Source organism: Enterobacter sp. SCRI0065, assembly GCF_059766475.1.
Genome location: NZ_JCBAJB010000004.1, coordinates 219,310 through 230,992, shown reverse-complemented (window position 1 = coordinate 230,992; position 11,683 = coordinate 219,310). Strand labels below are relative to the sequence as shown.

12 protein-coding genes are annotated in these 11,683 nt (G+C 54.0%); 4 read left to right on the top strand and 8 right to left on the bottom strand.

What is annotated here, in order from left to right; translation table 11 throughout:
* Positions 1–107: 107 nt before the first annotated feature.
* Positions 108–248 carry a YjjY family protein gene (yjjY, locus tag AC6EMZ_RS13620; protein ID WP_042998021.1) on the bottom strand — a complete coding sequence of 47 codons (141 nt, stop codon included), beginning with the start codon at positions 246–248 and terminating at the stop codon, positions 108–110.
* A gap of 95 nt (positions 249–343) precedes the next feature.
* Here yjjY and arcA point away from each other — a divergent pair, with 95 nt between their 5' ends.
* Positions 344–1,060: a two-component system response regulator ArcA gene (arcA, locus tag AC6EMZ_RS13615; protein WP_498403046.1), complete on the top strand. Its 717-nt coding sequence runs from the start codon at positions 344–346 to the stop codon at positions 1,058–1,060.
* 45 nt (positions 1,061–1,105) lie between these two features.
* On the opposite strand, the gene creD is transcribed toward arcA, so the two are convergent.
* From creD to creA, 4 genes are read right to left on the bottom strand one after another with little or no spacing between them, the layout of a single operon-like run.
* Positions 1,106–2,458, bottom strand: a complete 1,353-nt coding sequence (gene creD, locus AC6EMZ_RS13610) for a cell envelope integrity protein CreD (RefSeq protein WP_498403045.1) — start codon at positions 2,456–2,458, stop codon at positions 1,106–1,108.
* A 36-nt stretch (positions 2,459–2,494) separates the two neighbouring features.
* Positions 2,495–3,940: a two-component system sensor histidine kinase CreC gene (creC, locus tag AC6EMZ_RS13605; RefSeq protein WP_498403044.1), complete on the bottom strand. Its 1,446-nt coding sequence runs from the start codon at positions 3,938–3,940 to the stop codon at positions 2,495–2,497.
* Positions 3,940–4,629: a two-component system response regulator CreB gene (gene creB, locus AC6EMZ_RS13600; protein WP_498403042.1), complete on the bottom strand. Its 690-nt coding sequence runs from the start codon at positions 4,627–4,629 to the stop codon at positions 3,940–3,942. The genes creC and creB overlap by 1 nt, the downstream gene beginning before the upstream one ends.
* A 14-nt stretch (positions 4,630–4,643) precedes the next feature.
* Entirely contained in the window at positions 4,644–5,114 is a 471-nt protein-coding gene (gene creA / locus AC6EMZ_RS13595; RefSeq protein ID WP_498403041.1) for a protein CreA, read from the bottom strand.
* A 211-nt stretch (positions 5,115–5,325) separates the two neighbouring features.
* Here creA and robA point away from each other — a divergent pair, with 211 nt between their 5' ends.
* Positions 5,326–6,195, top strand: coding sequence for an MDR efflux pump AcrAB transcriptional activator RobA (gene robA / locus AC6EMZ_RS13590; RefSeq protein ID WP_498403040.1), 870 nt, complete (start codon positions 5,326–5,328; stop codon positions 6,193–6,195).
* Here robA and gpmB read toward each other — a convergent pair.
* Positions 6,192–6,839: a 2,3-diphosphoglycerate-dependent phosphoglycerate mutase GpmB gene (gpmB, locus tag AC6EMZ_RS13585; RefSeq protein WP_498403039.1), complete on the bottom strand. Its 648-nt coding sequence runs from the start codon at positions 6,837–6,839 to the stop codon at positions 6,192–6,194. The two genes, robA and gpmB, sit on opposite strands and share 4 nt — an antisense overlap.
* A gap of 48 nt (positions 6,840–6,887) precedes the next feature.
* On the opposite strand from gpmB, the gene yjjX reads away from it, so the two are divergent.
* The gene (gene yjjX, locus AC6EMZ_RS13580) at positions 6,888–7,403 is read left to right on the top strand and encodes an inosine/xanthosine triphosphatase (RefSeq protein ID WP_498403037.1); all 516 of its coding nucleotides are present in this window, start codon (positions 6,888–6,890) and stop codon (positions 7,401–7,403) included.
* On the opposite strand, the gene trpR is transcribed toward yjjX, so the two are convergent.
* Positions 7,394–7,723 (bottom strand): trp operon repressor, encoded by a 330-nt coding sequence (gene trpR, locus AC6EMZ_RS13575; protein WP_498403036.1) that lies wholly within the window; start codon positions 7,721–7,723, stop codon positions 7,394–7,396. The two genes, yjjX and trpR, sit on opposite strands and share 10 nt — an antisense overlap.
* Before the next feature lie 55 nt (positions 7,724–7,778).
* On the bottom strand, positions 7,779–9,716 hold the full coding sequence (gene sltY, locus AC6EMZ_RS13570; protein WP_498403035.1) for a murein transglycosylase: 1,938 nt from the start codon (positions 9,714–9,716) through the stop codon (positions 7,779–7,781).
* A gap of 226 nt (positions 9,717–9,942) precedes the next feature.
* Between sltY and ettA the strand changes: the two genes are divergently transcribed.
* Entirely contained in the window at positions 9,943–11,610 is a 1,668-nt protein-coding gene (ettA, locus tag AC6EMZ_RS13565; RefSeq protein ID WP_498403034.1) for an energy-dependent translational throttle protein EttA, read from the top strand.
* Positions 11,611–11,683 lie beyond the last annotated feature (73 nt).

Sequence of the window (11,683 nt, the reverse complement as noted above, 5' to 3'; positions counted from 1 at the left end):
TCGCATTCCGATACGAGGATTTCATCAAACTGTTAACGTGCTACAATTGAACTTGATATATGTCAACGAAGCGTAGTTTTATTGGGTGTCCGGTGTCACTTAGCCTGTTATGTTGCTGTTAAAATGGTTAGGATGACAGCCGTTTTTGACACTGTCGGGTCCAGAGGGAAACTACCCACGACCAAGCTAATGATGTTGTTGACGTTGATGGAAAGTGCATCAAGAACGCAATTACGTACTTTAGTCACGTTACGCCGGGCATGTTAATTTGCGACATGCATCAGGCAGGTCAGGGACTTTTGTACTTCCTGTTTCGATTTAGTTGGCAATTTAGGTAGCAAACATGCAGACCCCGCACATTCTTATCGTTGAAGACGAGTTGGTAACACGCAACACGTTAAAGAGCATTTTCGAAGCAGAAGGCTACGATGTCTTTGAAGCGACCGATGGCGCAGAAATGCATCAGATCCTTTCTGAAAATGATATCAATTTAGTCATTATGGATATCAACCTGCCTGGGAAAAACGGCCTTCTTCTGGCGCGCGAACTGCGTGAACAGGCGAACGTGGCGTTAATGTTCCTGACAGGCCGTGACAACGAAGTTGATAAGATTCTTGGCCTGGAAATCGGTGCGGATGACTATATCACCAAACCGTTTAATCCTCGCGAGTTAACCATTCGTGCACGCAACCTGCTGTCTCGTACCATGAATCTGGGTACGGTTAGCGAAGAGCGTCGTAGCGTTGACAGCTACAAATTCAACGGCTGGGAACTTGATATTAACAGTCGTTCGCTGGTCAGCCCGAATGGTGAGCAGTACAAACTGCCGCGCAGTGAATTCCGCGCCATGCTGCACTTCTGCGAAAACCCGGGCAAAATTCAGTCCCGTGCAGAACTGCTGAAAAAAATGACCGGCCGTGAGCTGAAGCCACATGACCGTACCGTGGATTTGACGATTCGTCGTATTCGTAAGCATTTCGAATCCACACCCGATACGCCAGAAATCATCGCCACTATTCATGGCGAAGGCTATCGCTTCTGCGGTGACCTACAGGAATAATCCTGTATTCCACACATTAAAAACGGCGCTTACGCGCCGTTTTTTTTATTTCCAGATTCGTAGCCCATCGTCGTTTGGACTCTCTGGCGGAACGCTACGCTTCGGTTGTGACAGCGAGTACCAGTCAAAGTGGCGCGTCAGGTACATCACCGCAAACAGAGCCAGCACCAGGATTCCCGAGCCCAGCAGTAACGCACTGTCTTCCGATCGCAACAGGAACCACATTACCCCGTCCAGTCCCAACAGCGCCGCCACGAATACCCCGCTTCGCTTCCAGCCTTTCAGCACCGCCTGTAGGTAAACGCCGTTCATCAAGGCTCCAACCAGGCTGGCCATAATCCAGGCGGGGGTAAACCCAACGTGTTCTGACAGCGCCAGCAATACTAAATAGAACAACACCAGCGACAGCCCCACCAGAAGGTATTGCATCGGGTGCAGGCGAAGATGCGTTAAGGTTTCGTAGACGAAAAAGGCCATAAACGTCAGCGCGATAAGCAAAATAGCGTATTTAATCGCACGGTCGGTCAGCTGATACTGGTCGGCGGGCGTTGCAACCGTCACGCTAAACGCGGGAACATAACGCCATGCAGGTCCATCTTTAGCGCTGAACAGACTTTCGAGGTTGTTAGCAAACCAGGTGCTCTGCCAGTGAGCCTGAAAACCAGACGCGCTGATCTCATGCTTCACCGGCAGGTAATTTCCCATAAAACCAGGATGCGGCCAGTTGCTGGTCAGGTTTAACTCGCTGTTGCGCCCCACCGGCACCACCGAGAAACTGCCCGTACCGTTCAGATTCAAGGACATCTCAAGCGCAAACGTTTTTGCTTCGAGCGTTTTGTCCGTCAGAGGAATATGCAGACCCGGCAGATCGCCCGAAACGCCTGACCCAGGCTCCACGGTCATGTTTTCACCGTTAATCTTCGAGACATTTACCGCCCCGATCCCCCGCGAATCGCCCACGCCGATCACGATAAACGGTTGTCCGAGCGTCATCGTTTCACCTTTCAGCTGCGCCAGCTTCTCGGTGTTAAATTGCGCTTTGACCTTAAGATCAGTACTCCAGATTTGCCCATCGTAAATGCCGATGCTCCGGGATTCCACGTGCTGATTCCCGTCGATTAACAGCGATTCCGGCAGCAGAAAATGCAGATAACTGCGTTTGTACTCTACCTCTTTTTTATCTTCAATCTTGTAGTAAATCTCCGTCACCGGAATGGCGATTAACGGACCCGTGAGCTGCTGCGACCCGCTGGTGCTTTGACGAAGCGTATCTTCAACATCATTGCGATAGCTGACACGCTCTGAAATCAAATTACCAACCATAAACAGTGGGACTAACAGCAACAGGATGCACCCTATCAGGGTGGTGACTTTCCAGAACAGCGGGGATTTTTTCATAACCTTCTCCTTTGTGATGAAAGGAGCTTAACGAGGCTATGTGCGCTCAGTTTGAAGTTGTGTGAAGGGACGGTGAAGTGTCAGCGTAGCTTCTACGCCACCCGCTTCAAGATTACGAAGATGAATATCGCCATGGTGCAAACGAGCCACTTCCTGTACGAACGCCAGCCCGAGCCCGCTGCTCTTGAGGCCATTTTCACGCGGGAGTGAATAAAAACGTTCAAAAATTCGCGTCAACGCGTAGTCGGGGATCCCGCTACCGCTGTCGGTGACGCTCAGTTGGACGCGCTGTGAAACTTCACGGGCTGCCAGCACAATACGCCCACCCTCAGGTGTAAAATCGATGGCGTTATCGAGCAAATTACCGAGCGCCTGTTCCAGCAAATCTTCATCACCGTCCACCCTAAGCGGCAGGCTCTGATGAACAAGGGTGATATTTTTAGCGCTAAGGGTAGCAGACCGCGCATCACCCAGCCGCGTGAATAGCGCCTCAAGGTTCACAGGCTCTGGCACGATCTCGACGCGGTTTTCCAGCTTCGCCTGCTCCAGCAGTTTTTCGACAAGCGACTGCATTCGCGCATTTTGCACCAGAATATTATCGATAAAGCGTGCGGCAATCTGTGGCGGCGGCTGTTCTGCCAGGATCTCCGCAGCGCCGCGAACTGCTGCAAGCGGGCTTTTGAGTTCGTGGGTGAGCGCATGAACGTAGTGCTCAATGTCATTTTTACCTTCGAGGCGAATACGCATATTCTCCAGCGCCTGCGCCAGCTTGCGCAGTTCACTGCTCCCCGGATCGGGTAAAGGTAAGGGGGTATCGTGGGTAACAGAATCGGCATAGCGAGACAGGGTGCTGATAGAGCGATTAATCCACCACGCGACCACCAGCCCGATCAGCAGCGCGATACCCAGCAGGGCAGCGCCTGCCCAGAGGATCCTGCGCTCGCTTCGGTGTATCACCGGGGCCATTGCGCTATTGGGCTTACCCACCGATAACGCGCCAATAATCTTGCCTTGTTCGGTAATCGGCGCTGCAACGTACATCACCGTGCTTTGCGGATCGTCAGGGTTAACCTGCGTACTGCGCGCGCCGTACTCGCCGCGCAGCGTCAGCCAGACATCGTTCCAGCGTGAGTAATCTTCGCCGATCGCCTTGCCCGTTGAATCAAAGACCACCCTGCCCTGCGAGTCCGTCATATAGACATGGTACTCGTTACGCACTTTGTGAATACCGCCGATATTGGCGCGAAACGGGCGCTCATTAAGCCGCGAGAAAGCCTGCGCTAACCTGCCGTTTTGAGCATTACCGGCCAGGAGATCGCCCCGCCCGACTTCAGCCAGCAGCGTCGCGGTATCAATCAACGTGCCTTCCGTCGCCCTGCGTACGCCGGGCTTCACTTCCTGGACAAATATCGACAGCACAAACCACGCGGCTATCGCTACGATCAGGAAGTATCCCAGCAGCAGTCGCATGCCAATGCGCATTAATAGAGCACCAGACTGTAGCCCAACCCGCGATGGGTGCTAACGGGTGAAAGATCGGGATTGATGGCCCGCAGCTTGGCCCGCAAGGTTTTAATATGCGTATCCACCGTGCGATCGAAACTGTCGCCGTCCTCTCCCCACACTTTGTCCATCAGCTGCTGGCGGGAAAACACGCGCCCAGGTGCGTTTAACAACGTTTTGAGCAGCAAAAACTCATAGCGCGTGAGCGGCAATGATTGACCGCACCAGCTGATATGCGCCGCGGGTTCGTTAAGCTCAAACAGCCCAATACGGACGACCTCAGAAGGCGCAGCAGATTTCTGCATTCGCCGCAAAATGGTCCTGACCCGCGCACACACTTCGCGCGGTGAAAACGGCTTTGCCACGTAATCGTCGGCCCCCATTTCCAGGCCCAGCAGCTTATCAACCTCATCGCTGCGGGCGGTGAGAAACAGCACCGGCAGCGAGGGATGCTGAGCCAAAAGCTGACGACAGAGTTCAAAACCGCTGATATCCGGTAATCCGACATCGAGGATGGCCAAAGCGGGCACCTGCCGACGTGCTTCATCCAGCGCGGGCAATCCGCGTTCAAATGCTTTTACCGCAAATCCTTCCTGTGAAAGCATGTAGATAAGCGTGTCGGCGATGCTGATTTCGTCTTCCACCAGCCAAATCAACGGTTGCTGCATTGTCGTTCCCTGAATTAACGCCACGGCATAATTGGCACAGCGCTCAGCGCATTTTTCGGCGATCCTTCGACGACTTTATCGGAGTAGGCCAGATAGGCGAGCGTGTTGCGTTTGGCATCATAAAAACGAACGACCTGCAGCTTTTTGAATACCAGTGAGGTTCGTTTCTGGAACACCACATCGCCCTGCGCTTTGCCGTTTTTAATTTTGTCACTCAGCTCAACTGGCCCCACCTGCTGACACGAAATCGCCGCATCGGCAGTGTCTTCAGCAAGTCCAAGCCCGCCTTTGATACCGCCGGTTTTTGCGCGGCTGATATAGCAAGTGACGTTTTTCACGTCCGGATCGTCAAAGGCTTCCACCACGATTTTATGATCTGGACCAAACATTTTAAACACGGTATCGACGGAGCCAACCTCTTCCGCAAGCGCGGTACGCCCCACCATCAACATCAGAGCCGTGAAGATCAAAGTCTTGTATTTCATATTGTTACCATATTTTAAAATTACGTTGAGCGATTATTCAACACATCAGGCAAAAATGTAGCAAGATCACAGGATTAGAAAATAGTGGCCTATAATGTGCGGCAAAAAGCATTTATGCGCAAAAAAAACACCGAATGCTAAAACATCAAAAAATGCTATTATCCGCTAACCTGTTATCAGGCACCTGCTGTTTTAAGGATGAGGATAGTATATGGATCAGGCTGGAATTATTCGCGATCTGCTTACCTGGCTGGAAGGTCATCTGGACCAGCCTTTGTCACTGGATAATGTGGCGGCTAAAGCAGGCTATTCCAAGTGGCATCTGCAAAGGATGTTCAAGGATGTCACCGGTCACGCCATCGGTGCTTATATTCGCGCACGTCGTTTATCAAAATCTGCTGTCGCGCTCCGCCTGACGGCGCGTCCGATTCTGGATATTGCCCTGCAATATCGCTTTGATTCGCAGCAGACGTTTACCCGCGCCTTCAAAAAACAGTTCTCGTTAACGCCAGCGCTTTATCGCCGCTCGCCTGACTGGAGCTCGTTTGGTATGCGTCCGCCACTGCGTCTTGGCGAATTCGCGATGCCAAAACATGAATACATTACCCTGGCAGAAACGCATCTTATCGGCACCACGCAAAGCTACTCCTGTTCTCTGGAGCAAATTTCTGAATTCCGCCACCAGATGCGCGTGCAGTTCTGGCGCGAGTTCCTGAGCCATGCGCCGGCGATCCCGCCGCTGCTCTACGGTCTGAACCAAACGCATCCTAGCCAGGAAAAAGACGACGAACAAGAAGTGTTCTACACCACCGCGCTTACTCCCGATATGGCCAATGGCTATATCCAGGGCGCAAGACCTGTCGTCGTGGAAGGCGGAGAATATGTGATGTTCACCTATGAGGGGCTCGGGACTGGCGTTCAGGAGTTTATCCTGAACGTATACGGCACCTGCATGCCGATGCTGAACCTGAATCGTCGTAAAGGTCAGGATATTGAGCGTTACTATCCGGCAAGCGATGTTAAACCGGAAGAACGCCCAATCGATCTGCGAATGGAATATCTGGTTCCGATTCGCCGTTAGCGCTGCAACTCATCCAGCGCAGGGGCGTCCAGATGCGAGATGTCCCCTGCCATTTCCACCACCCATCCAGAAGCCAGCCACGGACTTTCCTGATAGTCGATGCGGGAAATTGAACAGTTGCGCAGACGCAGACGACGCTCCGCGTAAGCGGGCAATCCAAGGATCGTACTCACCAGACAGCCCAGCGCAATGCCGTGACTCACCAACAGTGGGCGACTTCCTTCCGGCAGCTTAAGGCAATCGGCTAAAGCCGCCTGAACGCGCACACTCAACTCCTGCATGGATTCACCATCAGGAATACGACCATCCTCAGTGCCATTCACTAGCGTACGACGCCAGCCCTCTTCCTCATCGGTCAGAGAATCGACGTGACGTTTTTCGAGCACGCCCATGTCGAGTTCGCGCATGCGGGGATCGAGAATAATGTCGCAACCGCAAGCGTCAGCAATGATGCGCGCGGTTTGCTGGGTGCGCCCTAAATCACTGGAGATGACGTGCGTGATGCCCAACGTTTTGGCTCGTTCTGCAACCTGCCACGCCTGTTGCTCACCTTTGGCGGTGAGAGGACTATCTGACTGGCCTTGAATACGTCGCTCGGCGTTCCACTGCGTTTCACCGTGGCGAACAAGGTAAACCTGTAACATGCTTTTTTTCCGTTATACTGCGATGAATTTTTAGAACCGAGCTTAATTATGCACCATGTTGTCTCTGCTACCACTAATCCTGCCAAAATTCAGGCAATTCTAAGGGCATTTGAAGAGATCTATGGAGAAGGATCCTGCCATATTGACGCCGTCGGCGTCGAGAGCGGCGTTCCGGAACAGCCTTTTGGAAGTCAGGAAACGCGCGCTGGCGCACGAAACCGCGTGCTAAACGCGAAGGCCGCTCGTCCAGACGCCGATTTTTGGGTGGCCATTGAGGCGGGGATAGACGAAGGTGCCACGTTCAGTTGGGTGGTGATAGAAAGCCGCGACCAGCGCGGTGAAGCGCGTTCTGCGACGCTACCGTTACCCGCTATTATCCTGGAAAAAGTGCGTGCCGGTGAAGCGTTGGGGCCGGTGATGTCGCACTACACCGGCATCGATGAGATTGGTCGTAAGGAAGGGGCAATTGGCGTCTTTACCGCCGGAACGCTGACGCGTTCAAGCGTTTACCATCAGGCGGTAATACTGGCGTTAAGCCCGTTTCATAACGCGATTTATCGCTGAACGCCCAGCAATACCGATTCGAGCCACTGGCGCAGTTCAACCGGCGCAGACTTCAGGCTATTTGAGCCACGGGTAATGGTTGCGATGCCCGCGCCCAGCTCGTTCTTTAGCTCACGCTGGCTCATTTCACCGCGCAGCAGCTCTTCGATTATCCGCACCCGAGTGCCCAGGGCTTCACGCTCATCGGGCGTGAGCATCAGTTGCATCAAGGGGATATGCAGATCGTGTTCATAGGACTGGCGAAGCAGCTCCACAAAACGAAGCCACTCCTGATTGCGCTGTTCGGCCATCGCCGATGAGTAAGGGGAATGCTGGGTCATGTTATGCCGCCATTTGTACTCTTAAACGAGTACAGCATAACACAACCCGCGCACATCAGTAACGTCGCTGCCACTCAGAATCGCTCATTAGGGTATCTTTCTGCCCCATGAAGTAGCGATAGTAGGCGTCATAGGCCAGCACGTTCTTCACGTAACCCCGCGTTTCAGAGAACGGAATGCTCTCAACAAATGCGACCGCATCGATACGCCCTGCGCTATTGCCAAGCCAGGTGCGCACACGCCCTGGACCCGCGTTATAGGCTGCCGACGAGAAGATACGGTTATTGCCAAACTGCTGATAGACGTATTGCAGGTAGCTGGTACCGATGTTGATGTTAGTCTCCGGATCCAGCAGCTGTGACGGGCTACTGTAACCTGGGATAGAAAACATCTTCACCGTATGCGTCGCAGTACCCGGCATGATTTGCATCAGGCCACTGGCGCCTACCGGTGAGCGCACTTTCGGGTTCCACGCGCTCTCCTGACGGGCAATCGCCATCGCATAGCTCTTAGGAATGTCTTTGTCGCTGGTGTAACGATCGAACAGATCTTTGTAGGCCAGCGGGAAACGTTCTTCCAGATGATCCCACAGTTTACCGGCGATCGTCGCCTGTACGCTCAGATCCCACCAGCGATTATCAAAGGCGTAACGCGCCAGCTGTGCCTTTTCATCGGTGGTCCGGCTGGTGACCAGATTAGCCCATTCGCTGCGCGCGGTGTTATCCAGACTCCAGTACATCAGTTCGCGCACGCGCGCCATTTCCGGCCCTTGCACCAGCGCCGAATTCACATTGGTCGGCGCTTTGTCGATTTTGAGCGTGTACTCCTCGCCCAGACGCTGTGCGGCGGCCATCGGGTAAAATCCGCGCTGCTGCATCAGAGCGTGAAGAATCTCTTTGGCCTCATCGTCGCGGCCGCGCTCCATCAGTAAATCGGCCTGCCAGTAGCGCCACTCATCTTTTTCTTTGGCATCCATCGGCAGGCGTGAAAGCCAGGTATTCAGTCCACGACGATCGCCCGTTCCCAGCGCCATACGCACGCGGCGTTCCACCAGTGAGGTAGAATTCGATCGCATGATCGCATCGTCACGCCAGCGAGCCTGCTCGTCGGTCACGTCGGTGCCCATCAAGCGCCATGCCACGACATCGCGCAACTCCTGGGTCTGGTCGTCATTCAACTGCTGCGCCTGCACCAGTTGCGGGATCATCAGCCGCGCGTTCTCAACGTCATCACGCGCGACGCTGGTAAATGCGACCGCCGCCATCTGACGAGTAAAATCAGTGGCTCCGGTAGTACGCGCGAACGTCATTACCGAATTAGGATTATTGGCAAGCTGGATAACTGCCGTAGAAATGGTTTGATAATCGGACGGCATTTGCCCGGCAAGCGTGGTGACCAGGCGCGTATTCCCGGCTTTCATCGCCAGGCGGATACGTTCAAGGTAGGCCAGCGGATCTTGTTGACCGGATGCGCGCCAGGCGCCAAAAAGGGAGTCACAGGCATTCGGTTGGCTTTTGCCTGAAAGCCACAGATCTTTCGCACCGCGCCAGGCTTCTTCCGCCTGTCCGGTGTTCCACTTCGCATAGTAGTAGTTACACTGCGCTTCCGTCGAGCCAGGCTTTTCTGGGCTGAAAGCCAGCAGGCCGCGCCAGTCTTCACGACGCGCCAGCTCGTTCACAAAGCGCGACTGTAAGGTACGTGCAGGGGGCAGCGTTGGATTAGCCTGAATAAACGTCGCGACGGTGACCGTCGGTTGATTCATGAGATCGTCGGTTATCTGGCGATACTCCAGATACGGATACAGCGGATAGTCTTTCAACGTCGGCATTAACGCCTGAACCGTATCCATCTGCTTACTGTCCCACGCCTGCTTAATCTGCGCATAGCGGTTACGCTGTTCATCCAGTGAATCAGCACTCGCTGCGTGGTTTATCGTCAGCACGCACACGCTGGCAGCCAGCAGACGCCAGACCACCTGTTTGGCTTTTTCCACACGCTCTCCCTCAATTTGTTGAATGCAGTTGCAGCATCTTGCCACGTAAAAATATTATTCACTTATGCTAACCAGGCATCCGCCAACGCGCCACGTTACGGACACTTTTTTACCTTTCTTGCGTGTTTTAACACTCCGGATGTTCCTGGCTGGGATTAGGCACTGAAAAAGGCTACACTTCGCAGCTATTACCTATTCTCATCACGATAAAAGAGGCGATGTCCACGTGGCTCAATTCGTTTATACCATGCATCGTGTCGGCAAAGTGGTTCCGCCGAAACGTCATATTCTTAAAAATATCTCGCTGAGCTTCTTCCCTGGCGCAAAAATCGGTGTTCTGGGTCTGAACGGTGCCGGTAAGTCCACCCTGCTGCGCATTATGGCCGGCATCGATACCGACATCGAAGGTGAAGCCCGTCCTCAGCCTGGTCTTAAAATCGGCTACCTGCCTCAGGAACCCAAGCTGAACCCGGAACACACCGTGCGTGAGTCCGTTGAAGAAGCCGTTGCTGAAGTGGTTAACGCGCTGAAAGGCCTGGACGAAGTCTATGCCAAATATGCAGAACCGGATGCCGACTTTGACAAGCTTGCGGCGCAGCAGGGTAAATTTGAAGAAATTATCCAGGCGCACGACGGCCACAACCTGAACGTGCAGCTGGAGCGCGCGGCGGATGCCCTGCGTCTGCCAGACTGGGATGCAAAAGTTGAGAAGCTCTCCGGTGGTGAACGCCGCCGCGTAGCGCTGTGCCGTCTGCTGCTGGAAAAGCCAGACATGCTGCTGCTCGACGAACCAACGAACCACCTGGATGCCGAGTCCGTGGCCTGGCTGGAACGCTTCCTGCACGACTTCGAAGGCACCGTCGTGGCGATTACCCACGACCGTTACTTCCTCGATAACGTTGCAGGCTGGATCCTCGAACTTGACCGCGGTGAAGGTATCCCGTGGGAAGGCAACTACTCCTCCTGGCTTGAGCAGAAAGATCAGCGTCTGGCACAGGAAGCTTCTCAGGAAGCGGCTCGTCGTAAATCGATTGAGAAAGAGCTGGAGTGGGTTCGTCAGGGCGCGAAAGGCCGTCAGTCTAAGGGCAAAGCCCGTCTGGCGCGCTTTGAAGAGCTGAACAACTCTGAATACCAGAAGCGTAACGAAACCAACGAACTGTTTATCCCACCTGGAGCACGTCTGGGCGATAAGGTCGTTGAAGTGAGCAACCTGCGTAAATCCTACGGCGATCGTCTTCTGATCGAAGATTTGAGCTTCTCCGTACCGAAAGGCGCGATTGTCGGCATCATCGGTCCAAACGGCGCGGGTAAATCAACGCTGTTCCGCATGATGTCTGGTCAGGAACAGCCTGATAGCGGCACCATCACCCTGGGTGATACCGTGAAACTGGCCTCCGTTGACCAGTTCCGTGACGCGATGGATAACAGCAAAACCGTATGGGAAGAAGTCTCCGGCGGGCAAGATATCATGCGTATCGGTAACACCGAGATGCCAAGCCGCGCCTACGTGGGCCGCTTCAACTTCAAAGGTGTTGATCAGGGTAAACGCGTCGGGGAGCTGTCCGGCGGTGAGCGCGGTCGTCTGCACCTGGCGAAGCTGTTGCAGGTTGGCGGCAACGTGTTGCTGCTCGATGAACCGACAAACGACCTGGATATCGAAACCCTGCGCGCGTTGGAAAACGCCCTGCTGGAATTCCCAGGCTGCGCGATGGTTATCTCGCACGACCGTTGGTTCCTTGACCGCGTAGCAACCCACATTCTGGATTACCAGGACGAGGGTAAAGTGGAGTTCTTCGAAGGTAACTTCACCGAATACGAAGAGTACAAGAAACGCACGCTCGGCGCTGATGCGCTGGAGCCGAAGCGAATCAAGTACAAGCGTATTTCGAAGTAAAAGCAAAACGGCAACCTCGGTTGCCGTTTGTAGTCTTTGTTCCCTCTCCCCGCGTGGGAGAGGGCATCAGGCC

Bases quoted from the DNA above. Each gene is read 5' to 3' on its own strand.
- creB (WP_498403042.1), bottom strand. From the start codon at position 4,629: ATGCAGCAACCGTTGATTTGGCTGGTGGAAGACGAAATCAGCATCGCC.
- arcA (WP_498403046.1), top strand. From the start codon at position 344: ATGCAGACCCCGCACATTCTTATCGTTGAAGACGAGTTGGTAACACGC.
- gpmB (WP_498403039.1), bottom strand. From the start codon at position 6,839: ATGTTACAGGTTTACCTTGTTCGCCACGGTGAAACGCAGTGGAACGCC.
- robA (WP_498403040.1), top strand. From the start codon at position 5,326: ATGGATCAGGCTGGAATTATTCGCGATCTGCTTACCTGGCTGGAAGGT.
- trpR (WP_498403036.1), bottom strand. From the start codon at position 7,723: ATGACCCAGCATTCCCCTTACTCATCGGCGATGGCCGAACAGCGCAAT.
- creA (WP_498403041.1), bottom strand. From the start codon at position 5,114: ATGAAATACAAGACTTTGATCTTCACGGCTCTGATGTTGATGGTGGGG.
- creD (WP_498403045.1), bottom strand. From the start codon at position 2,458: ATGAAAAAATCCCCGCTGTTCTGGAAAGTCACCACCCTGATAGGGTGC.
- creC (WP_498403044.1), bottom strand. From the start codon at position 3,940: ATGCGCATTGGCATGCGACTGCTGCTGGGATACTTCCTGATCGTAGCG.
- yjjX (WP_498403037.1), top strand. From the start codon at position 6,888: ATGCACCATGTTGTCTCTGCTACCACTAATCCTGCCAAAATTCAGGCA.